The sequence below is a fragment of the Mycoplasmopsis adleri genome, assembly GCF_045276205.1.
GTDB lineage: Bacteria > Bacillota_I > Bacilli_A > Mycoplasmatales > Metamycoplasmataceae > Mycoplasmopsis > Mycoplasmopsis adleri.
On sequence record NZ_CP174162.1, the window covers coordinates 343400 to 367357 of the forward strand.

Consider the following 23958-nt stretch of genomic DNA (forward strand, 5'->3'; position numbering starts at 1 on the left):
ATATAAATAAAAAAAGTTATTTTTTTACATAATTACATTGTAATTTGTGGTATAATAAAGATATGAAAAAAGACAAATGACTATTAATTTCAAGAAAAAATAAGAACTCTACTTACTTATCTTTAGCACTTTCAGGAGGATTTGGCAAAGGTTATAAGAAATCTATCGGTATCGGTACAGTTGAAAAATGAGAAAAATATTGTTCTGATCCAGTAGAAAAAATTAAAAAACTATCTCAAAACTACAATACTGATTGAGATAGAAATATGATAATTAGACAATTAGAGTTAGATATAAGCAAGGTTAAAATTGAAACAAAACAGTTCAATTATGGATATGATTTGTTATACAGTTTCTTAGAAAAATTAAATCCTTTTAAAGATGCTAAAGTATCAAAATCCAAGTATTTAAATGATTTATTAAAATATATGATTTCAAATAGAATTGTAAATCCGGGTAGCATGCTTTCATCCTTTAAAAATAAAGACAAATTCAATATAAATTTAGAAGTTGAAAAGACGACATTTTATAATACTTTAGACTATTTAGCTGAAAATAAAAATAACATTTTAAAGAGTGTTAACGATACATTGATTAAAGATAAAAATAGAAAAATAGATATTATTTGATACGACTCTTCAACGGTATATTTTGAAAGTTTTGTAAGAGAAGGATTGAGATATCCAGGTTATTCTAAAGAGGGAAAATTCAAAGAAGATCAAATTGTTTTAGGTTTAGCAACAGATGAAAACGGCATTCCAATTCACTATAAATTATTCAAAGGGAACACTGCTGATGCATCAACATTTATTAATTTTATTTTCAATATAAAATCACAATATGAATTAAACAAAGTAACACTCATTGCTGATAGAGGAATGAGTACAAATAGAAACATAAGATTCTTAGAAGATAACGATATTGATTACATTTTATCTTATAGATTAAAAGCGGCTTCAAATGACCGAAAGACCTTTGCAATAGATGAATCCGGCTATTTTGGAGACAATAATTTTAAATATAAAGAAACTACTTTTTATTCGTTTTGAAAGAATAGAAGAGCAAACGGACACAAGAGAAGATTGGTAGTAACATATAGTAAAAAAAGAGCATTAAAAGATAAAAATGATAGACAAATTTTAATCGATAATTTTATTAAAAGACAAGATAAAGACGGACTAGTTCATGATCAAGTAATGTTCGGTCAAAAGAAGTTTAAATTCTTCGAAAAAGTTGGTGGTAAAGGTTATTACAAACTTAACTATGACAAAATTATCGAAGATGAAAAGTTTGACGGATATTATGCTTATGAAACCTCTAGATTTGATTTATCACCTGAAGAAATTGTGAATTTATATTCAAAACAATGACAAATAGAATCAAACTTTAGAGCTTTAAAAAGTGCTTTAGCTGTAAGACCTATTTATGTATGAAGTGAAAAGCATATTGAAGGTCATTTCGTACTTTGCTTCTTATCTCTTGTTTTATTAAATTTTGTTATTTATTATTTAAACAAAGGTTTGAAAGAACTCGGTGTTGTAGATGAAAAAATCACAATCAAAAAATTACAAGATGTAATAAAAGAAACAATCAAAACATGCAAGATTATTGATGGAAAAATTGAAAGTGAAGAATATATTATTAACGACAACAATAATCAAGCAATTCAAGATTATCAAACATATTTAAGAATTTTAAATGAATTAAAATTTTAAATTATTAAAAACAGCTCATCAAACAGATGAGTTGTTAAAAATTACATTGTAAAAGTTGGAAACTCGGGACACCATTAATTTAGCTTAATTTAAATTAAAAGAGGGCTAGCAAAAAAAGCTAGTCTTTTTTCATATTATTTTTGCTAAAATTTATCTATGAGATTACGTAAAGACAGTAAAGCAGAGGAAAAGCTAGAATTATCTAATTTGCTTATAAAACAAACAGATAAGAAAATTTTGCTTAAAGAAACTGATGTATTAGAAATAGGCATGGGCAAAGGTGAAATGATCACAAAATTAGCCAAACTTAATCCTAATATTCATTATTATGGTTTAGAAAAATATGCCACAGTAGCAGCTAAAGCGGCAAAGAGAGCCATAAATTTAGAACTAAAAAATTTTAATATTGTATTAGAAGATGCCTCGAAATTAACGGATTTATTTGAAGGGCAATGTAATACAATATGATTAACTTTTAGTGATCCATGACCTAAAGCAAGACACATAAAAAGAAGACTAACCTATAAAACATTTTTGAATTTATACGCATCAATTTTAACAAAAGATGGACTTTTGAAATTTAAAAGCGATAACGATAAATTATATGAATTTACTTTAGAGAGTCTGAAGGAAAATAATTGACAAATAATAGATTATGGCACTGATTTACACACAAGTAAATATAATGACGAAAATCAAACAACTGGTTATGAAGATAAATGGAGTGCCTTAGGTAAAAATATTAATTTTATATGAGCTAAAAAACCTAAAACAGATATTTAAAAATGCTACAAAATGATCAAATCTTGTATGAAAAAATACAAGACTATTTGCATATTTAATTCAATACGAATAGTATTATTTTTAATTTTGCCTTCAATATTTTTATGTTTATGATTATTAAAAACTTTCTTACTGATTGTTTTAAAATTCTTTTCAAAAATTTTCTTAAATTGCATCATTTTCCTTTATATATAGATAACCAATTAGAAATAATGGACTATAAAGAATTACTAAAATGAGACAATACATACAAAAATTAAAAAAAGAATTTTTATTTGAAGATTGATTTAGATAAGATTTTGGTTTAAATTAAGGTACTATAAACAGTTCTTTTTAAAATTTTAATTTAGTATACTTAAACTAGGAGGAATATATATGAATAAAAAATATTTAAAATTCTCATTTAGTTTAGCACCAGTTATTGCATTACCTATGGTTGCTGCTGGTTGTGGAAGTACTGAAGATAAAAATACATATGATGCTGTTAATGCAGTTATTGAAGCTAATAAATCAAATCAAAAACTTGTTAAAGCATTAGAAACTCTTAAAGAAGGTTCTAAATATGCTGCTATAGCACAAGCTATTAAAGATACAAAATTAGATGTTAATGCTAAAATTGATTCATCTAATAAAGAAGCTATTACTAAAGCTAAAAATGAAATGCTTAAAACAATTGCTAAAGCAGTTGAAATCATGATTAACAATGGTGGTTTTGAAGTAACAACAGATGCCAAAGAAATTCAAAATGCTAAAGCTAATTTAACTAAGAATGAAACATTTGTTCAAGTGTATAAAAACTCAATTGGACGTACAGCATTTAAAATAATTACATTTTCAAGCACATTTACCGATTTTTATAATGCTGTTAGAGAAGTAGCTAGAATTTCAACTCTCTACCCAAATACATACGGTGGGGAAACAAAAGCTCACGCTAATGGAGCAAACCTTGAATTAGTTGATGGTAAATTAGCAATTAAATTTGTTATCTTTGAACCAGATGAACAAGATGGAACTGTGTTAATTGACAATCTTGTATTTAAAATCGAAAAATAATAATTAATATTAATGCCTTTATGTTTCAAACATAAAGGTGTTTTTTATTCTTAAAAGAATAACTAACTAGAATTAAAAAATAAAAATGTATAATCTTTTTATATGAAAAATAATAATGAGAATAAGGTTTCTTTTTGAAAAGTATTATGGTTTATTATCTCCTGAGTTTCCAAGTTGGAGCTCTTTTTTATTACTTTTTTCAGTGTTATTTATATATAAATAAAAAAAGTTATTTTTTTACATAATTACATTGTAATTTGTGGTATAATAAAGATATGAAAAAAGACAAATGACTATTAATTTCAAGAAAAAATAAGAACTCTACTTACTTATCTTTAGCACTTTCAGGAGGATTTGGCAAAGGTTATAAGAAATCTATCGGTATCGGTACAGTTGAAAAATGAGAAAAATATTGTTCTAATCCAGTAGAAAAAATTAAAAAACTATCTCAAAACTACAATACTGATTGAGATAGAAATATGATAATTAGACAATTAGAGTTAGATATAAGCAAGGTTAAAATTGAAACAAAACAGTTCAATTATGGATATGATTTGTTATACAGTTTCTTAGAAAAATTAAATCCTTTTAAAGATGCTAAAGTATCAAAATCCAAGTATTTAAATGATTTATTAAAATATATGATTTCAAATAGAATTGTAAATCCGGGTAGCATGCTTTCATCCTTTAAAAATAAAGACAAATTCAATATAAATTTAGAAGTTGAAAAGACGACATTTTATAATACTTTAGACTATTTAGCTGAAAATAAAAATAACATTTTAAAGAGTGTTAACGATACATTGATCAAAGATAAAAATAGAAAAATAGATATTATTTGATACGACTCTTCAACGGTATATTTTGAAAGTTTTGTAAGAGAAGGATTGAGATATCCAGGTTATTCTAAAGAGGGAAAATTCAAAGAAGATCAAATTGTTTTAGGTTTAGCAACAGATGAAAACGGCATTCCAATTCACTATAAATTATTCAAAGGGAACACTGCTGATGCATCAACATTTATTAATTTTATTTTGAATATAAAATCACAATATGAATTAAACAAAGTAACACTCATTGCTGATAGAGGAATGAGTACAAATAGAAACATAAGATTCTTAGAAGATAACGATATTGATTACATTTTATCTTATAGATTAAAAGCGGCTTCAAATGACCGAAAGACCTTTGCAATAGATGAATCCGGCTATTTTGGAGACAATAATTTTAAATATAAAGAAACTACTTTTTATTCGTTTTGAAAGAATAGAAGAGCAAACGGACACAAGAGAAGATTGGTAGTAACATATAGTAAAAAAAGAGCATTAAAAGATAAAAATGATAGACAAATTTTAATCGATAATTTTATTAAAAGACAAGATAAAGACGGACTAGTTCATGATCAAGTAATGTTCGGTCAAAAGAAGTTTAAATTCTTCGAAAAAGTTGGTGGTAAAGGTTATTACAAACTTAACTATGACAAAATTATCGAAGATGAAAAGTTTGACGGATATTATGCTTATGAAACCTCTAGATTTGATTTATCACCTGAAGAAATTGTGAATTTATATTCAAAACAATGACAAATAGAATCAAACTTTAGAGCTTTAAAAAGTGCTTTAGCTGTAAGACCTATTTATGTATGAAGTGAAAAGCATATTGAAGGTCATTTCGTACTTTGCTTCTTATCTCTTGTTTTATTAAATTTTGTTATTTATTATTTAAACAAAGGTTTGAAAGAACTCGGTGTTGTAGATGAAAAAATCACAATCAAAAAATTACAAGATGTAATAAAAGAAACAATCAAAACATGCAAGATTATTGATGGAAAAATTGAAAGTGAAGAATATATTATTAACGACAACAATAATCAAGCAATTCAAGATTATCAAACATATTTAAGAATTTTAAATGAATTAAAATTTTAAATTATTAAAAACAGCTCATCAAACAGATGAGTTGTTAAAAATTACATTGTAAAAGTTGGAAACTCGGGAAAAGAATAACTAACTAGAATTAAAAAATAAAAATGTATAATCTTTTTATATGAAAAATAATAATGAGAATAAGGTTTCTTTTTGAAAAGTATTATGGTTTATTATCTTATCAACCTTTGTCGGTTTTGGTGGTGGAAATGCTTTAATGCCCATTTTAAAAAGATATTCAGTTGATAAATATAAATGATTAACAAATGAAGAATTCAAAGAAAATATATTAATAACTAATATGTTGCCTGGTCCAAGTGTTATTGAAGCTTTAAGTTATATTTCTTTTAAAATGCTCGGATTTTGAAAAGGGTCAATAGCAGTTATTTTTGGAGTATTGCCTCATGTACTAGTTGCATTTTTACTTTTTTATTTCACTAAGTATATTCCCAAAAATTATCTTTATGTAATCGAAGTTGCCGTTTTATCAACAATTATTGGAACTTTAATTATTTTTGTTGTTAATTATTTTAAAAAAGGTAGCAAACAAATAGGTATTTCGTTATGACTTATTCTCTTTTTATCAACCTTCTTTTTCACATTATTTATTCCTAATCCATATAATATGCCTATTGGTATTATGATAGTAGTTATCTTAATTTTTACTAGTGTTTTTTATGCTAAAAAAAGACTTGATAAAAAGCATAATAAGCCTATAAAACAAGATAATCAGGAAAATAAGGAGGTAAATTAATATGTTCTTCTTATTAGCTTTAACTGTTATTGGTTTACTTATTTTTATAAGCTTATCAGTCTTTGGTGGTGGTCAAATTTTTATACCGATTTTCCAATGATTCTGATCATTATTAAACCGTGTATTTCATACAAATATTTCATTTGATACGATGAATAATTTGTTCGCCATAAGTAATTCAACGCCTGGTGTTTTCTCAACCAAATTAGCTTTTGCTACAGGTTATCTTGTCTCTGAAGGACAATGATGAGGATTTTTATTTAGCTTCTTAACTTATTTTGTTTTTATCATTGTACCTATTTTAATTATGTATGGAGCAATGAGACTAATTGCTAAAAAGCAAAATACTAAATACTTTATTAGTTTAATGAAAGTCATGAACCCAGTAATTGCTGGTATTATTGGAGCATTAGTTATCCAATTATTTATTGGTTTAATGTTTCCACAAATCATCTTTAACTTTTCTGCTAAAGAATACATTTTAAGCCGCCACACCAGCGAAAAAGCTATTTTCTTTGATGATAAGAGAAAAGTTATTCTTGCTTTATATATTCCTTTTGCTATTACACTTTCAACTATTTTATATAAATATAAAGTTTCAGTTTTATGAATTATTTTAATTAATCTTACACTTGGAATGATTTCGTTTTATCCATGAACTTAATAAATCACAATATGTTTTAGCATATTGTTTTTTATTGCTTTATTTAATTACGAAGAAAAAAGGACTCTTGCGAGCCCCTTTAAAAATATTAATAAGTAAAATTAGTGTTTGAATCCACCGTGGTGTTTTTCATCCATTGAAACTGAAGGCTTGTGAATTTTAAGTTCTTCAATAGCTTTAGTAATATCTTCAATTAAGATAGAAGCCATATCGTAGCCAAAACCTTGTCTTACTAATACACGTTGTACAACAACGTTTTGAGCATTAGCGGGTAATGAGTAAGCAGGAACTTGTCATCCACGAACTCTTAATTTATCAGCTAAGTCATAAAGGTTAAATCCTAAGTCAACATTCTTTTTGAATTTTCATGCAACAGCAGGAATTCCTTTTTGTGGATCACCATCGCTAATTAAGTCAAAGTATCCTAACTTTTTAATTGATTTTGCGATGTATTGTGCTGTATCATAGCAGTTTTGGTGAATCTTTCTGTATCCTTCTTTACCTAATCTTAAGAATAAGTAGTATTGGCTAATAATTTGACCAGCAGGTCTTGAGAAGTTAATTTGGAACACAGGCATTCCCCACCAAGATAGTTAACATGGAAAATTAATTTTTCTGGTAAGTATGATTTATCTCTTCAAACAACTCAACCAGCACCTAATGGAGCGAGTCCAAATTTGTGACCTGAAGCACTAATTGATTTAACTCTAGGTACTCTAAAGTCTCATACAATATCTGGTGCACAGAATGGTGCTAAGAAACCACCACTAGCTGCATCGACGTGTAAGTCAATATCTAAACCTTTATCTTTTTGTAATTTATCTGAAGCATCGCTTAATTGTTGAACTGGTTCATACATACCGGTGAATGTTAAACCGAATGTTGTTACAACACCGATTGTATTTTCATCAATGTATTTAAGCATGCTTGCAGGATCCATGTAGAATCTATCTTCTTCCATAGGAACTTGTCTAATTTCAATATCTCAGTAACGACAGAATTTTTCTCAAACAACTTGAACTGGACCACAAACTAAGTTTGGTTTTAATGTGTCTTTACCAGCTGCAATTCTTTTTGCTTTTCAACGTTCAAGCATTGCCATGCCACCAAGCATACATGCTTCACTAGAACCAATACCAGATGTTCCAACTGGGTGTTCTTTGCTTGAAGCGTTTCATAAGTTAGCAATAATTGAAACACAACGTTGTTCAAGTTCGGCAGTTTGTGGATATTCATCTTTATCAATTAAGTTTTTGTTAATTGAAATATCCATTAATTCATGAACTTGAGGTTCTTCATATGTTTGACAGAATGTAGCTAAATTTTATCTAGCGTTACCATCTAAGAATAATTCATCCTTAACTAATTCAAGGACAACATTTGGATCAGTTTCCTTAGCTGGCATTTCATATTTTGGTAATTGAATATCGGCAAATCTGCTACCAAATACGCTATCATTTTTGCCGTTTTTCTTAACATCATGTAATGGCATTGTTTTATGTCCTTTCTACAAAAAATTATTTTTCTCCATATAAACAAAGGTTCATTTTATTGCAAAAATCTTTAGTAATTTTAAAACCTTTTACACTGTTTCCATATGGATCAAGGGGTGGTGCGAAGACTGCAATACCCATTTTACCAGGTACAACAGTCATAAGTCCGCCACCAACTCCACTTTTTCCAGGTAACCCTACTAAATAAGCAAAATCGCCTGAAGTATCATATAGTCCTTCCATTGTCATTTCAGCTAGAATATGTGGAATATTCTTTTTATTAATAACTTGTTTTTTCGTAATTGGGTTTAAACCGTTATTTGCTAAAGTAGCAGCCATAGTTGCTAAATCTAATGATGAAACAAGAGTTGAACATTGTCTTGTATAAACTTCACAAGCATCCATAGGATCTGAGTACATGTTTCCAGCAGAATAAAGCAGTCATGCAATTGCTCGATTATGAAAGTTGGTTGTTTGTTCTGAGTTATTAACTTCATCTGATAAAGCAACTTGATTAGACATTAATTGTCTTTGAAAATCTAAGATTTTATTTCATCTTTCTTCTTTATCTTTAGCTTTAATAATACTGGTTGTAGCCATTGCACCTGCATTTACAAGCGGTGATAATGGTTTGTCTTTATGCAATTCAAGAGCCATTACTGAATTAAATGGCAAGCCAGTTGGACGGTCTCCAATTTTTGAACGAATAATTTCAGGACTATTTTCTTCAAGAGCAAGTGCTAGAGTACAAACTTTAGAAATAGATTCAATTGCAAAACGATAATCATAATCTCCAAGTGAAATAACTTGACCATCAACTGTTACAACTGATACTCCACAAAGTTTTGAATCTACGCTTGCTAAATAAGGAATATAACTAGCATTTTTGCCTTCTTTTATATCCTTATATTTTTTATAAGATTCGTTTAAAACATCTTTTAATTTTTTTAAATCCATATATATCTCTTACAAATTTATTTATTTTCAGTTGAATTAGCACTTGGTGCTGACGAATCAGTTGGTTGTGCTTCATTGCTATCAGCAGGAGCATTGCTTTCTGCTTTTGTAGGTTTCTTTTTGCCTTTTGAAATTGTCTTATTTAGCTGTTTTATAGCCTTTTCTTCATATTTTTTAACGTCGGAGACTTCTCGAACTTCTTCTTTCGTTAAGTTTTGTGCCTCTTTATCCAGTTTGCTGTTCAGTATCTTAGCTTTTGCTAAAATCTTGTCTTCAGCTTTATTAAGTACATCTTTTACTTCTGATTCAAATTCATTGATGTCTGCTTCAACTTTTGTTTCAAATCTCTTAGCATACAATTCAGCAGCATCATTTGATGAACGGTTAATTAAGCCAGGACTTACACCTTCAATTTCTCATGTAAATGGAGCAAAGTCTGATTCTGGATCTTTTCAGTGATCTTTTTTACATTTTACAATGATGAATGGAATAGCACAGAAGACAATTGTTAATACTACTAAGATAGCTATATAGGCTTCTGGACTACCTACTGCAATTTGTGAAGGTGGAACGAAGCTTACAACGAAGGCAAGCAATGAACCAATAAATCCAAGTCCAGCGATAATCCACATACCGACGTTTTTACCCGGTATCTTATAAGGTCTTGGTCTATTCGGTTGGCTATATCTTAGATAAATGGCGGCGGCAAACATTAAAAGATACATAATCAAGTAAAGTATTGTCGTCAATTGACTAAGAATTTGGTAAGCAGATTGAACTGATGGCATAACAACAAAGATAATTGATAATGCTGTTACAATTAATCCTTGAACTAATAATAAGTGGGTTGGTACACCTCTTTTATTAGTGTGTTGTCATCATCTTGGTAAGTAGCCGGCTTTACCAATAACTAACATACCATTACTTGGTCCAGAAACCCAAGTTACAATTCCTGCTAGCACACCGACTGCTAGCATAAGAGCGAGTACAGGTCCTAACCATGGTACTTTGGCTCATCTAAACGCTTTATAGAAAGTCGTTAATAAACCACTAGTAAGGTTAATTTCACCAGCTGGAACGATAAATGCAACAGCTAATGTACCTAAAATAAATACTAATACAGTAACTAATGATGAAACTAATACAGCAATAGGGTAGTTTCTCTTAGGATTATTCATTTCTGTTACGTGGATAGCATTCATTTCCATACCAGCATAGAATAAGAACACACTGGCGGCTAATACAACGCTATCAAATCCCTTAAATTCAGGAATAATATCTCTTGCTCTAATTGGAGTTTGAGGGTCTTTGGTTACGATTACATAAGCGAAACCAAAACCAATCAAGATAATCGCAGGGATAATGGTTCCAATAATACCGCCTCATTTAGCAACTTGGGCAAATACTTTGGTTCCAAAATATGACAAGAATGTAGCTGTTCAATAAATTGCTAAAACAACTAAAAGAACAAACCATTTATTCTCAGATAGTCATATCGCAGTTTTGGTATAAGGGTCAATATATGCTAATGACACAGCACCAAAGGTTAAAGCGGTTGGGAATCAAATTGTAACTTCGGCTCATAGCATGAACATAGCTAAGAATGCGAGCTTAGGTCCAAACGCTTCACCAACTCATCTAAATACACCTCCTTTTTCCGGATATGTCGAAGCTAATTCAGCTGCAACAAGCGAAACAGGAATTAAGAACATGATTGCTGCAAATACATAGTAGAATATCGATCCTAGACCATATTCAGCTTCAGCTGGTAATCCTCTTAAGCTGACTACAGCAACTATATTCATAATGATTAAACTAAATAAACTTAATACTTTTTTACTTTTCTAAGTTCCGTTTGCACTGCTATTTGCGGCAGTATTTGTGCCTGCGGTTGGAGCAGTTGAACTTGGAGACATACCACTCGTTTGAGTGTTATTTTCCATAAAAATATTCTTCCTAACTATACTTACATATTTTTTCTTTATATCAGTCTACTTAAATTATACATTTTATAAAATGTATTGTTCATATGTTTTGCAATATAACCTTTTTTATCTGCAAAATAGATGCGTAAGTAAAAAAACAAAAAATTAATTTTTTGCATTTAGATCATTTTCTAACAAATAATTTTTATTTGTATTTAGATAATATAAAAAGTAATACTAGTTATGTATATTGATTTAAGTTGTTTTAATAATATTTTTAAGCTTAATTATTGCTTAAAATTATGTGAATTTAAAATGAGTTTTTATATATAATTCTCATATGTTAGTATTAGAAGTTAAATATAAAGAAAGAATTGATAAGTACATTAGTGATAATAGTGATATTTCGCGTAATGATGCTAAAGCTTTAATTGAGCAAGAAGCTGTATATATTAATGACCATGTTTATGTTCATAAACCTAATTATATAGTGCGTGAAGGAATGACGATTACCATTATGAAACTGCTAGAAAAGGAAATTGATATTAAGCCTGTTAATATCCCGCTTGATATCAAATATGAAGATGATTACTTGATTGTAATTAATAAGCCAAGTGATTTAGTAGTTCATCCAGCGCCAGGTCATATGAATGATACTTTAGTAAATGGTTTGCTTTATCATTTTAATACATTATCAAATCAAAATGGATTATTACGTCCTGGTATAGTACATAGAATTGATAAAGACACTAGCGGATTATTAATCATAGCTAAAACCAATGAAGTACATAATAAACTAGCTTTAATGTTAAAAGAACATAAAATTCACCGTTCTTATGTAGCAATATGTGAAGGTATCATTGAAAATAAAATCACAAAGATTAATCTTCCAATTCAAAGAAATGTGCAAGATCGTAAAGTAATGAGTGTGCATAAAGAAGGCAAAGAGTCAGTAACTTATGTTTATTTACTTAAAACATTTTACATGGATAATAAGCCATATTCTTTAGTAAGGTGTGAACTTGAAACGGGTCGGACTCATCAAATTAGGGTTCATTTAGCTTATATTAAGCATCCTGTTTATGGGGATCCAACATATGGCAAGGAAGTAGACAAATTTAATCAAAGATTACATGCTTATAAATTAGATTTTATACATCCAATAACCAATGAAGAAATTAAAGTCTTTGCCCCAGTACCTGAGGAATTTAATGTAGCAGATTATGATTTTAATTCATTAATGCATTAAATTATTTTTTAAGATAATAAAATACTATTAAAATACCTTTGTAAAATACTTTTTTAACGATTTTTTAAAGAAAATAACCAAAAAATCATTAATAAAATAACACATTCATTAATATTATATCAGTTATTTGAGCGACAATGAAAAATAAGACACTCGATCAAGAAAATTATCCACATAAAAATAAAGATATTTGATTCATTAATATATATTAATAAGCAAAAATATTGACGCATATCAGCAAGCTCAATATTTTTGCTTATATATACAACAAAATAAAAACGGTATTTTTGACGAACCGTTTTTATTTTGTTTTAATTAAGATATAAGAAATATTTCTTTAGATGTTTTTAAATTGATAAAAGTAAACTTATTTTGTTTTTTAAAAACAAGTACTGGAATCGCATTATGATCATTAGCGAATTTTATTAGTGTTTTCGATTCTTTATTATCTAAGTTTTTAGGTTGATTCTTAAGTTGTAAGTAATATTTTAAATTGGTACTTATATTGATAGCAATTAAATCAACTTTGAAAATTGAATCCAACTTTAGATCAGAAACGATTACTTTAAAATTATCGCTCAGTAATTTAATTAATTGCTGTTCTCTTCTAAAGTTAATGAAAGATCAATAGAATAAAACCTCATAATTATTTGGTATTAATTTATAACTTATATTTTCTTTATTCATTCAAGTTTTTAAGTGACTTAAAAATTTTTTAGAAAACATGCTTTTTCATTCATTGAAACTTTTTGGATTATTTTTGTATAGTAAATCTTTTATATTCATTTTTAACTCTAAAAATGTCGGCATTTTTAGTTTTTGATTCATTACGATTTCCTTTTTTAAGTTTTTTAATTTGTTCTTTTTGCAGAATTATTTGTTCTTTTAGAAACACAATTTGTTGGTTTTGATTCATAATAATTTCTTTTAATTTATTGATTTCCATTGAATCTATGGCATCCATATTTCCAAGTTCTAAAAGTTTAAAGGAAAATATTAGAGAACAAATAAAAAAGGAGTATAATAAAGACGTGTAGATAATTGTTATAAGGTGTGTTTTGTTTTTTCTTATTTAACATTCATCTCACATGATAAAACAGAGTGATTTTCATCTCTGTTTTTTTCTTTATTTGTTATATAATATAAATAATAGATATAAACACACTTTATAAAAAGGAGCCTACACATGAGAAGCAAAGTAGAGTTATTTTGTGATACAGAAACTTTTAATTGCTGAAATAAAAACAAGAGTTTCTATATTTAATTTTTTTCAACCAACTCCTTTTTTATGAATTGTTAAGCCATCTTTTTCTAATTTGATAATGTTTTCTGTTTCACTTTTAATTTCAATTCAATCAGGGGCAATTCTTGTTCCATATGGATGTGCTCAACCATTAGCAGCACAAAAAGGTTTGATAAAGTTGATAATTTTTAGATCATCATTAGAAACTGTTATGTTCATATTTTTAATTCTTCGATCCAAATGTTGTATATTTTCTTTCGATTCTAATGAATCGTGTTCAAGTTCTTTAATTTGCTCCTTTTGCTCATCATTTATCTTTTTAATTTGAGTTATTTCTTTTAATACTGTGTCTTGTATATCTGCTTTAATTTGTTTAATTTTATTTAACGTTTCTTCATCATTTAAATTATTACTTTCAATTAGCTTAATAATGTTTTCATTATTTTGTTTTAAAAGATCTATTTGTTCTTTTAATTTGGTTTTTTCATTATCTATTAGTTCTAATATACTTTGTTGTTGATTATCAACAATTTCTTTTAATGATAATAGTTCATCTATAGTTGGCAAATTAATTTTATTTCATGCTGAATTAATAATTAAAGTTGCAGAAATAGGACACAAATAATTTTCAATTAAACTAAAGTCTCTATTATTCCCAAATTTATTAAAAGAATTAGGCACAAGTGAGTTTTGATAATATAATTATGTAATAAAGGAGACATATGTTTAACAAAAATTATCAATTCGAAACCACCATTGAGGGTTTAAATAAACATTACGAAAAAAGCTTTAAACCAGTTTTTATCGGAACGATTATCGCATTTGTGTTTTACACAATTGTTTCATTTGGTCTTGCTATCTTTGACCTAACAGTAACAAAAACTTTTTTAGCTGATGCTAAAGAAATGGTCTATGCAAAGGCTGAAGCAAATCAAGAAGCTATTTATAGTAGCAAATTCGCTAACTGAATATTTACAATTACGCAATATTTTATAACCGGGGTTTTATTTTTAGTAATGGTGATTATGCTAGGTGTATCAATTTTAAAAGGTAAAAAGAACAAGAATTTTAGCTCATTGCCAATTTGACAAATTTTTGTTTATTTACTTATAACCATTTTTGCAATTTCAACCTTGATTATCCGTTTAATTACCGGTCAAAAATGAAACAATTTAAAACCATATAATATTGTTCCACCAATTGTTGAAGGTATTTCATCAATTGTAATGCTTATACTTTATTTCATTTTCTTAAGAAGATATGCATTAATAAGAGCAGTTTATATTAATGTTACAAGAATTATGGAAGCACAAAAATTCATGCAAGAAAATCCATCTATGAATGAATTTATGACAAATTTATCAAACTTATTATCAAATGGTAATGCTGCCGCAATCGACAATACTAATGATGATGAAATATTAGCAGGTGCGAATACATTACTTCGTGATGAAGAAGAAAAGATGCAACAAAGACAAAAGCAATATGATAAATTAATGCAATTACCTAATGAAAAACTTTATGAAATTGCTAAGGCGCTTTACATAAGTGGCTATCAATCAATGCAAAAAGACGAATTGTCAAATTTAATTTTGAATATTTTTGAGCAAGAAAAAGCTAAAAAAGCAACTGCTGCTCAACAAGAAATTGAGGCTAAAGAAGAAGCTATAATTGATAAACAAGTTGAAAGAGCTAAAAAAGAAGAATCTAAAAATAATACTAATTCTACTAATTCTAAAGATAAAGACAATTCATCCAAAAAATAATATTTAATAAATGCTTAAGATATAATTAACCTTGTATGTAAATATAAGGTTTTTTTATTTAAACGAGGTTAGTATGTTAAATTATGAAAAAGAAAATTACAAAGACTACAAATTAATAGCAGGTTGCGATGAAGCTGGTAGGGGTTGCTGCGCTGGTCCTTTAGTAGTTGCTGCTGTAATTATGAACCCAGATTATGTTAATGACGCAATAAATGATTCCAAACAATTAAGTGAGCCCAAAAGAGAACAATTATTTGAGATTATTAAGGAAAATGCTTTAAGTTATCAAATTAAAGTAATTTCAAATAAAGAAGTTGATGAATTAAACCCTAAAGCTGCTTCAAGATATGGCATGTTTTTAGCCGTTAAAGATTTAAAAATTAAACCTGATTTAGTAATTACTGATTTCGAAAAAGTTGAAAACCTTGATATTAAACAAATTAATTTAGTTAAAGGCGATGCTTTAAGCTTTAATGTGGCTTGTGCTTCAATTCTAGCTAAAGTGTATAGAGATCATTTGATGATTGATTTAGATAAAAAATATCCTAATTATAACTTTGCTAAAAACAAAGGTTATTGTACAAAAGATCATACTGCTGCAATTGAAAAATATGGCATTTGTGATGAACATAGAATAACATATAAAAATGTTAAAAAAGCTTTAGAAGTTTTTGAGAGCAAAAATAACTAATTTCCCTACAAAACAGAGTAATAATAAAAAAATAACTATCTTTTTTGAGATAGTTTTCTTTCATTCATTAGTACTATTTTATTTCTCTATAAAGGTTAAAACATCTTTAACCGGAATACGAGAACTTCTGAAATTATTGATAATAGAATCACTTTTGTATCCTATAGCAATTCCGGTTATAATATCAAATTCGTCTGGTATATTTAATACTTGTCTTAATGGTCTAGCATACTTAACAATTTCATAAGCATGAATTGAATCGATTCCATAATTTTTGGCACTTAACATTAAAGTAGCTGAAAAGGCGCCAAGGTCTAAAATGCTTCATGCTGGTGAGTTTTTAGGTATGCACAAAAGTAAAATAACAGGTGCATTAAATAAATTTTGATTTTGTCTAATGAATTCTTCATTTGAAATTTGAGCATTTGAGATTTCTTTATTAAAAATAGTCATATTGTTAGCAGAATATTTTGGTCATTCGCTTCTTTGAATTGATTTTAGATCAGAACTTCTTTTATCATTATTTGTTGAAGATTTTAAATGATCTATTTTCACCCTTTTAAGCGCTTCGCCCTTAATTGCAAACACTTTTCAAGGTTGTGAATTAGCTCACGATGCACTCTTTTGAGCTTCTGCTACAATTTTAGTAATTAAATCATTAGCTACATCAGTGTTTCTAAAATCTCGAATACTTCTTCTTTTATTAATAACCTCTTGAAATTCCATATTTTTATTATAAATAAAAGCAAAGTAAAAGAAAAATAAAAAGTCGCTTTTTCCTAAAAATACTATAAAAATATGGATTTCTACAATGTATGTTATGAAAAAAATATGAAAAATTTGTGATTATTGCAAAAATAAAAAGAATTTTTTTATCTATGATTATTGAATATATACAAACCTTTTCTAACGTTATATATTATAATTTTATAGGTTGAATTATAAGGAGATGAATGACAAATAACGATGAAAAAACTTCAGTTATCTCAGACTGAGATAGCTATAATCCAATCAAAAATTATCAAGATATTTATAAATCTGATCTTCATAAAAAGGCTACAGAATATTTTGATAAAGAAGTTGAAAAAACTGATTTTAATTTTGAAAAAGATAGAACATTAGAAAAAGCTATTAATCATGAGAAAAGCGTTAATGCTAAATTAACTTCAAGAAAAAAAGGCTTAAAAGCAGGAATGATTTTATTTTTCGTGCTTGCTGCCTTCTTAGCTATTTGTGCAGTAATTGCTTATTTTATAAATAAAGAAAGTGCTAAATATGCATACAATGGAGGAACAAAAATTAGCACGGCAACAATACTATTTATTGTATTTTCAGTTATTTGCTTTATTTTAGCTATAGCACCTTTTGTAGTACTTTTTCATAAAACTAAAAAACAACTTCAATCCTCGGATAATCTGCTAAAAAAATTGTTAGCAGAAGCTAGAGAAAATCTTACTCCAATCCTTAATATTTTTAAACATGGAGCAACTCAACAAATCATTAATGAAACAATTCCTGAAATAGAAATTTATAAATATTTTTCAACCAAAAACCAATATGGCTTTGCAAGTAGAAGTCCTGAAATGTTTGATTACATTGACAACTTAGAAGTTTCTTGCTTAGATGTAATTAACGGTACAATTAATAAATTCCCATTTGTAATTAGTAAATTAAGAAGACATAAAATGGGAACTAAAACATATACAGGACATTTAACTATTACATATACAGTTACAACAACTGATGCTAACGGTAATAGAGTTACAACAGTTAGAACACAAGTATTAACTGCGACTGTAACAAAACCATGCCCATATTATTCAAATCATGTTACTATGTATTATGCAAATGATGCTGCTCCTAATTTATCTTTCAAAAGAGAAAGAAATTATGTACATCAATTAAATTCTGATCAAGTTAATAAATTGATTAAGAAAAAAACTAAAGAGTTTGAAAAACTAACAACAGCCGCCACTAAAAAAGGTAAAAACTTTACTATGCTAGGTAACAATAAATTTGAAGCATTATGAAACTGCGCTAATCGTGATAATGAAATGGAATACAGACTTATGTTCACACCATTAGCACAAAGAAGTATGACTGATGTTTTACTAGATAATAAAGTCTTTTATGGTGATTCATTTGATTTTACAAAAAGTAAAAAAATTAATGCAATTCAAAGTGATGCATTAGATCAATTAGAGTTTACATTTAATGATCTTAATATAAGTGAAGCTTATAGCTTTAACATGCTTAAAACAGAATTTTTAAGATATAACGATCAATTCTTTAAAGCATTATATTCAGGTTTAGTTCCTGTATTATCAATTCCTTTATATTTAAAGCAAAGACCAATTGATGTTATTTTTGATAACAAAGATAATGAGCTTAACTTAAGTCAATGACAACATGAAGCTTTAGTTAACAAGTCTCCAAGAAAAGCTAGAGCTTTTATAAATCCTAAAAACCTTGATACAGTTGCAATGTATAAAACATTTAGCATTGGCAAAGATGATAAGAGTGATGATGTCGGTGTCTATGCTTGAGGTTATAAAATAATTCCTCAAATTGATTATGTTCCAGTTTATGGTAATGATGGACATACACATATGGTTCCAGTTCACTGAGACTTATATGAACCAGTTGATCGCTTTTCTAAAGTTAAAATTAATTTATTAAACAATTATGCTAACTCATTAGCATACAATGAAGAAATTAAAGAACGTATCTTAAATAATGATATGGCAGACAAAATGTATCAAGTTAATTCAACAATTCTTGAATATAACGAAATACTTAAAGATGAAATTAATCATTACAAATAATAATTTAGCAAAAATGCAATTTAATTAAAATTGACTTATCAAATTGCATTCATACATTATCTATATAGAATAATGTATAATTTTTAAGATAAAAAATAAACATGGAGGTTTAAAATGGCAAACGAATTAGATGAAACACAAGACCGTGTTAGAACTGAAGGACGTGATGTTAATGTTCTAGATAAACAATTACCAGTTAAAACAGGTGCTGGTTCAATTGTATTTCAAGTATTTTTATGATTTCCACTTATCATTCCTGGCTTAATCTTCTTATTTATGAAAATTAATGCTAGAAACTATTTACGTCAATTACAACAAAAAATTCAACACAATGCTTCTTTAATCGATAACTATATCGAACAAAGAGTTGTTATTCTTGAAAATGCAGCCGCTTTAGTAGGTAAAGCAGTTAACTTAGATAAAGAAGTTATGACTTCAGTTGCTGCTTTAAGAAGTGGTGTACAACCTGGAGCAAGTGAATCAGGTGATGTTCAAAGAAATGAAATTGCTGCTAAAGTTGATGCTGCTTCAAATAGTTTATTTGGACAAATTAGAGTTCAATTAGAACAATACCCAGATTTAAAAGCACACCAAGCTATTCAAGAAGCAATGCAAGAAAACTCATACTTACAAAGAGAAATTACAGCAGCACGTGAAATTTACAATGACACTGTTTTACAATGAAATACGGAAATTTACCAATGACCAACTAAGATGATTGTTGCTGCAAAAGCTGGTTATACAACTAGAATTCCATTCTCAACAACTGCTGAAATGAAAACTAAAGCAAGAGGAAACTTTTTTCAATAATTAACACGAAGATGCTTATTATAAATAAGCATTTTTTATTAGCTTTATTGAGCCAAAAATTCACTCAATTTTAAGAATTGTTATATAATAATCATATGTTTAAGAAAACTTGTAGAGATGCGTGAAATGTTGTTAAACGTGGCAACATGTTCATGTTAGCAATTGGTCTTTTATTAGGAGCATCTTTCAACGCTGTTGTAAGTTCACTAACAAATGACATACTTGCTAAAGCAATTGCAAATGCAATTAATATTAAAGAAGCTGAAGGCTTAGTAATTAACGGGTTAGCGGTTGGTAAATTCCTTTCTGCCTTATTCTCATTTATTATAGTTTCAGCAATTGTATTCTTTAGTTTGATTATTGTTTTCGGCATTCGAAATTCATTAATCGCTAAAAAATATAAAAAATATCCACCAGTTAATGTTATTCAAGCTCCTTCAACTGAACAATTAATGTTAGCTGAATTAAAGAAAATGAATGAACATTTAACTAGTATAGATACAAACAATACAAAATAAAGGATTAAAATAGTAACTTCTTAATGGAGTTGCTTTTTTGATACTTTTGCTATACTTTTCTCATTTATGTTCTTTTTTTGAAGTTTTATTGCCTTTTAATAATAAAAATGTGAAAGGAGGTAAAATGGATAATCTTAAAAAAGTTAATGATAAAGAAGCCTCTAATATTTACGGTGGTGGTGCGATACTATCAACTATTTTAGCGGTAACTCCTGTAATAATTAGTGCAGTTTCATCATTAGTACCACTCTTTAGATCAATTAAAAGTAAACGTGGAGAAGTTAATAAAAATGGAACAGTCAAATGAGATGATTCAAATGTCGAAACCGTTTATAAACCAGTTTATGTAGCATATTAATACCTTGGAACTTCCAAGGTTCTTTTTTATTTATAAGTCTATAAAACAACAAAAAAGAACATTTTGCATGTTCTTAATTTATTTAAAATTATTCCTGAGTTTCCAAGTTGGAGCTCTTTTTTTATTACTTTTTTCAGTGTTATTTATATATAAATAAAAAAAGTTATTTTTTTACATAATTACATTGTAATTTGTGGTATAATAAAGATATGAAAAAAGACAAATGACTATTAATTTCAAGAAAAAATAAGAACTCTACTTACTTATCTTTAGCACTTTCAGGAGGATTTGGCAAAGGTTATAAGAAATCTATCGGTATCGGTACAGTTGAAAAATGAGAAAAATATTGTTCTAATCCAGTAGAAAAAATTAAAAAACTATCTCAAAACTACAATACTGATTGAGATAGAAATATGATAATTAGACAATTAGAGTTAGATATAAGCAAGGTTAAAATTGAAACAAAACAGTTCAATTATGGATATGATTTGTTATACAGTTTCTTAGAAAAATTAAATCCTTTTAAAGATGCTAAAGTATCAAAATCCAAGTATTTAAATGATTTATTAAAATATATGATTTCAAATAGAATTGTAAATCCGGGTAGCATGCTTTCATCCTTTAAAAATAAAGACAAATTCAATATAAATTTAGAAGTTGAAAAGACGACATTTTATAATACTTTAGACTATTTAGCTGAAAATAAAAATAACATTTTAAAGAGTGTTAACGATACATTGATCAAAGATAAAAATAGAAAAATAGATATTATTTGATACGACTCTTCAACGGTATATTTTGAAAGTTTTGTAAGAGAAGGATTGAGATATCCAGGTTATTCTAAAGATGGAAAATTCAAAGAAGATCAAATTGTTTTAGGTTTAGCAACAGATGAAAACGGCATTCCAATTCACTATAAATTATTCAAAGGGAACACTGCTGATGCATCAACATTTATTAATTTTATTTTGGATATAAAATCACAATATGAATTAAACAAAGTAACACTCATTGCTGATAGAGGAATGAGTACAAATAGAAACATAAGATTCTTAGAAGATAACGATATTGATTACATTTTATCTTATAGATTAAAAGCGGCTTCAAATGACCGAAAGACCTTTGCAATAGATGAATCCGGCTATTTTGGAGACAATAATTTTAAATATAAAGAAACTACTTTTTATTCGTTTTGAAAGAATAGAAGAGCAAACGGACACAAGAGAAGATTGGTAGTAACATATAGTAAAAAAAGAGCATTAAAAGATAAAAATGATAGACAAATTTTAATCGATAATTTTATTAAAAGACAAGATAAAGACGGACTAGTTCATGATCAAGTAATGTTCGGTCAAAAGAAGTTTAAATTCTTCGAAAAAGTTGGTGGTAAAGGTTATTACAAACTTAACTATGACAAAATTATCGAAGATGAAAAGTTTGACGGATATTATGCTTATGAAACCTCTAGATTTGATTTATCACCTGAAGAAATTGTGAATTTATATTCAAAACAATGACAAATAGAATCAAACTTTAGAGCTTTAAAAAGTGCTTTAGCTGTAAGACCTATTTATGTATGAAGTGAAAAGCATATTGAAGGTCATTTCGTACTTTGCTTCTTATCTCTTGTTTTATTAAATTTTGTTATTTATTATTTAAACAAAGGTTTGAAAGAACTCGGTGTTGTAGATGAAAAAATCACAATCAAAAAATTACAAGATGTAATAAAAGAAACAATCAAAACATGCAAGATTATTGACGGAAAAATTGAAAGTGAAGAATATATTATTAACGACAACAATAATCAAGCAATTCAAGATTATCAAACATATTTAAGAATTTTAAATGAATTAAAATTTTAAATTATTAAAAACAGCTCATCAAACAGATGAGTTGTTAAAAATTACATTGTAAAAGTTGGAAACTCGGGATAAAACAACAAAAAAGAACATTTTGCATGTTCTTAATTTATTTAAAATTATTTGCTTTGAATATAAGGTTTGATTGCTTTAAAATAATTTACTCCAGAGAAAATACTAAAGAATAGTGCAACCATTGTAGGTATATTAATTATATAAAGAGCAACGAAATACATTAATGTTGGATGATTTACAAGTCCAAGATAAACATTTGGAGATGAATAATCATAGCCTATTCCAATACATAAAAGAACTATAATTGCAATTGTTTGGAATAAGGTTTTTAATTTGCCCCATTTTGAAGCAGCAATTTCTACATTATTTTGTACCATTACAATTCTAAAACCATCAACAACTATATCTCTTGCTACGAATAAAACTGTAATTCAAATAGGAACAAAACCGAAAGCACATAAACCAATTAATGTTGTTGAAACAATTAATTTATCAGCTAATGGATCTCATAATTTTCCAAAAGTTGTAATTAAATTTCTTTCTCTAGCGATTTTACCATCAAAATAATCAGTTATCATTGCAGCAACAAAAATTAAAAGCATAATTGCTAAAAGAATTCTACCAGCTATATAATATTGTACAAGAAGTACTTTAATTAAAACCTCATAAAGAATAATAGCAACTAATAATGGTGCTAGTAAAATAATTCTAGTTAATGTTAATTTATTTGGTAGATTCATTGCCGAAAAGTCCTTTTTCATAGTATTGTGTAATTTCAACTTGTGCCTTATCACCTACTTCTTTTACTAAATCTGGGTCTAAATCAGCTACATTTTTATCAAAGAATGCTTTAACATCAGCACATTGTTTTGATCAGTTGTTGCAACGAACATGAGTTAATTTAACAAAAGCTCTTAAAAAGTCTCTTGAATCTTCAGAGTTAATGATAAATTCTTTAAAATCAGTATCATTTTCAATGTTTGATAAGTAAGTATTTGCTACTTTAACAATATCTTTCATTTTAAAGTCGCCAATTGATGGCTTAAATTTTGCTAAATACTCTTCAGTGATTTCCATTAACACTTTAAGTCTAATGTTCATGATTTGCATTTGCTCAGCAGTTTTTTGTTTAAAGATAGCATCTTGCTTCTTCTTTTTCTTTTTCTTAACCTTATCTTTAATTGCTGTGAAAACAAAAAGACCTAAGATGATAACGATTAATACACCAAGTATAATTCACATGGTAACGCCACCAGCTGGATTATTAGAGGCAGCCTGTGAGCTAAATTTTTTAGTAATTTCTACATTTATTGTGTTCATGAATTAATCTCCATATAACTTCTATAATAATTTAA

The 23958-nt window shown here is 27.6% G+C and carries 25 protein-coding genes; 14 read left to right on the forward strand and 11 right to left on the reverse strand.

What is annotated here, in order from left to right; genetic code table 4:
• Window positions 1-62: 62 nt before the first annotated feature.
• From ACJA22_RS01490 to ACJA22_RS01515, 6 genes are all read left to right on the forward strand, one after another.
• Window positions 63-1715 (forward strand): IS1634 family transposase, encoded by a 1653-nt coding sequence (locus tag ACJA22_RS01490; RefSeq protein ID WP_406617367.1) that lies wholly within the window; start codon window positions 63-65, stop codon window positions 1713-1715.
• Window positions 1716-1871: 156 nt separating this feature from the next.
• A complete protein-coding gene (gene trmB / locus ACJA22_RS01495) occupies window positions 1872-2498 on the forward strand; it encodes a tRNA (guanosine(46)-N7)-methyltransferase TrmB (protein ID WP_406617368.1) in 627 nt (208 codons plus the stop codon).
• A gap of 375 nt (window positions 2499-2873) precedes the next feature.
• The gene (locus ACJA22_RS01500) at window positions 2874-3551 is read left to right on the forward strand and encodes a hypothetical protein (protein WP_406617369.1); all 678 of its coding nucleotides are present in this window, start codon (window positions 2874-2876) and stop codon (window positions 3549-3551) included.
• 275 nt (window positions 3552-3826) lie between these two features.
• Complete coding sequence (locus ACJA22_RS01505) at window positions 3827-5479, forward strand: IS1634 family transposase (protein WP_406617370.1); 1653 nt, start codon at window positions 3827-3829, stop codon at window positions 5477-5479.
• 118 nt (window positions 5480-5597) lie between these two features.
• A complete protein-coding gene (locus tag ACJA22_RS01510) occupies window positions 5598-6230 on the forward strand; it encodes a chromate transporter (RefSeq protein WP_406617371.1) in 633 nt (210 codons plus the stop codon).
• A gap of 1 nt (window position 6231) precedes the next feature.
• Window positions 6232-6894, forward strand: coding sequence for a chromate transporter (locus ACJA22_RS01515; RefSeq protein WP_406617372.1), 663 nt, complete (start codon window positions 6232-6234; stop codon window positions 6892-6894).
• Window positions 6895-6995: 101 nt separating this feature from the next.
• On the opposite strand, the gene ACJA22_RS01520 is transcribed toward ACJA22_RS01515, so the two are convergent.
• Genes ACJA22_RS01520 through gadC form a run of 5 tightly spaced genes read right to left on the reverse strand, consistent with a single transcriptional unit; the run spans window position 6996 to window position 11173 of the window.
• Complete coding sequence (locus ACJA22_RS01520) at window positions 6996-7472, reverse strand: pyridoxal-dependent decarboxylase (protein WP_406617373.1); 477 nt, start codon at window positions 7470-7472, stop codon at window positions 6996-6998.
• Window positions 7403-8167, reverse strand: coding sequence for an aminotransferase class V-fold PLP-dependent enzyme (locus tag ACJA22_RS01525; protein WP_406617374.1), 765 nt, complete (start codon window positions 8165-8167; stop codon window positions 7403-7405). The genes ACJA22_RS01520 and ACJA22_RS01525 overlap by 70 nt, the downstream gene beginning before the upstream one ends.
• Window positions 8168-8218: 51 nt before the next feature.
• Window positions 8219-8386 (reverse strand): hypothetical protein, encoded by a 168-nt coding sequence (locus ACJA22_RS01530; RefSeq protein ID WP_406617375.1) that lies wholly within the window; start codon window positions 8384-8386, stop codon window positions 8219-8221.
• Window positions 8387-8411: 25 nt separating this feature from the next.
• On the reverse strand, window positions 8412-9344 hold the full coding sequence (glsA, locus tag ACJA22_RS01535) for a glutaminase A (protein WP_406617376.1): 933 nt from the start codon (window positions 9342-9344) through the stop codon (window positions 8412-8414).
• 17 nt (window positions 9345-9361) lie between these two features.
• Window positions 9362-11173 carry a putative glutamine/gamma-aminobutyrate antiporter GadC gene (gene gadC / locus ACJA22_RS01540; protein ID WP_406617559.1) on the reverse strand — a complete coding sequence of 604 codons (1812 nt, stop codon included), beginning with the start codon at window positions 11171-11173 and terminating at the stop codon, window positions 9362-9364.
• 436 nt (window positions 11174-11609) lie between these two features.
• Between gadC and ACJA22_RS01545 the strand changes: the two genes are divergently transcribed.
• On the forward strand, window positions 11610-12518 hold the full coding sequence (locus ACJA22_RS01545) for an RluA family pseudouridine synthase (protein WP_406617377.1): 909 nt from the start codon (window positions 11610-11612) through the stop codon (window positions 12516-12518).
• A gap of 315 nt (window positions 12519-12833) precedes the next feature.
• Here ACJA22_RS01545 and ACJA22_RS01550 read toward each other — a convergent pair whose 3' ends face one another.
• The 3 genes from ACJA22_RS01550 to ACJA22_RS01560 all read right to left on the reverse strand — a co-directional run bounded on the left by ACJA22_RS01550 (window position 12834) and on the right by ACJA22_RS01560 (window position 14328).
• Window positions 12834-13304 carry an excisionase gene (locus ACJA22_RS01550; RefSeq protein ID WP_406617378.1) on the reverse strand — a complete coding sequence of 157 codons (471 nt, stop codon included), beginning with the start codon at window positions 13302-13304 and terminating at the stop codon, window positions 12834-12836.
• Entirely contained in the window at window positions 13273-13482 is a 210-nt protein-coding gene (locus tag ACJA22_RS01555) for a hypothetical protein (RefSeq protein ID WP_406617380.1), read from the reverse strand. The genes ACJA22_RS01550 and ACJA22_RS01555 overlap by 32 nt, the downstream gene beginning before the upstream one ends.
• 240 nt (window positions 13483-13722) lie before the next feature.
• Entirely contained in the window at window positions 13723-14328 is a 606-nt protein-coding gene (locus ACJA22_RS01560) for a hypothetical protein (RefSeq protein ID WP_406617382.1), read from the reverse strand.
• 155 nt (window positions 14329-14483) lie between these two features.
• Here ACJA22_RS01560 and ACJA22_RS01565 point away from each other — a divergent pair, with 155 nt between their 5' ends.
• Both ACJA22_RS01565 and ACJA22_RS01570 read left to right on the forward strand, forming a co-directional pair.
• The gene (locus tag ACJA22_RS01565) at window positions 14484-15527 is read left to right on the forward strand and encodes a hypothetical protein (protein ID WP_406617383.1); all 1044 of its coding nucleotides are present in this window, start codon (window positions 14484-14486) and stop codon (window positions 15525-15527) included.
• A 73-nt stretch (window positions 15528-15600) separates the two neighbouring features.
• The gene (locus tag ACJA22_RS01570) at window positions 15601-16218 is read left to right on the forward strand and encodes a ribonuclease HII (protein WP_406617384.1); all 618 of its coding nucleotides are present in this window, start codon (window positions 15601-15603) and stop codon (window positions 16216-16218) included.
• 78 nt (window positions 16219-16296) lie between these two features.
• Here the strand turns inward: ACJA22_RS01570 and ACJA22_RS01575 are convergent, their stop codons facing one another.
• A complete protein-coding gene (locus ACJA22_RS01575; RefSeq protein ID WP_406617385.1) occupies window positions 16297-16944 on the reverse strand; it encodes a nitroreductase in 648 nt (215 codons plus the stop codon).
• A gap of 227 nt (window positions 16945-17171) precedes the next feature.
• Here ACJA22_RS01575 and ACJA22_RS01580 point away from each other — a divergent pair, with 227 nt between their 5' ends.
• From ACJA22_RS01580 to ACJA22_RS01600, 5 genes are all read left to right on the forward strand, one after another.
• Window positions 17172-19043, forward strand: a complete 1872-nt coding sequence (locus tag ACJA22_RS01580) for an MAG1210 family protein (RefSeq protein ID WP_406617386.1) — start codon at window positions 17172-17174, stop codon at window positions 19041-19043.
• A gap of 114 nt (window positions 19044-19157) precedes the next feature.
• Window positions 19158-19853 carry a LemA family protein gene (locus ACJA22_RS01585; RefSeq protein WP_406617387.1) on the forward strand — a complete coding sequence of 232 codons (696 nt, stop codon included), beginning with the start codon at window positions 19158-19160 and terminating at the stop codon, window positions 19851-19853.
• Between the two features lie 95 nt (window positions 19854-19948).
• Entirely contained in the window at window positions 19949-20371 is a 423-nt protein-coding gene (locus ACJA22_RS01590) for an MscL family protein (RefSeq protein WP_406617388.1), read from the forward strand.
• A 124-nt stretch (window positions 20372-20495) separates the two neighbouring features.
• Window positions 20496-20729 (forward strand): hypothetical protein, encoded by a 234-nt coding sequence (locus ACJA22_RS01595; protein ID WP_406617389.1) that lies wholly within the window; start codon window positions 20496-20498, stop codon window positions 20727-20729.
• A gap of 209 nt (window positions 20730-20938) precedes the next feature.
• Entirely contained in the window at window positions 20939-22591 is a 1653-nt protein-coding gene (locus ACJA22_RS01600; RefSeq protein WP_406617390.1) for an IS1634 family transposase, read from the forward strand.
• A gap of 116 nt (window positions 22592-22707) precedes the next feature.
• Here the strand turns inward: ACJA22_RS01600 and pgsA are convergent, their stop codons facing one another.
• Both pgsA and ACJA22_RS01610 read right to left on the reverse strand, forming a co-directional pair.
• Window positions 22708-23364, reverse strand: a complete 657-nt coding sequence (gene pgsA, locus ACJA22_RS01605; RefSeq protein WP_406617391.1) for a CDP-diacylglycerol--glycerol-3-phosphate 3-phosphatidyltransferase — start codon at window positions 23362-23364, stop codon at window positions 22708-22710.
• Entirely contained in the window at window positions 23327-23923 is a 597-nt protein-coding gene (locus ACJA22_RS01610) for an MHJ_0274 family protein (protein ID WP_406617392.1), read from the reverse strand. Before ACJA22_RS01610 ends, pgsA begins: the two co-directional genes overlap by 38 nt.
• Window positions 23924-23958: the final 35 nt, after the last annotated feature.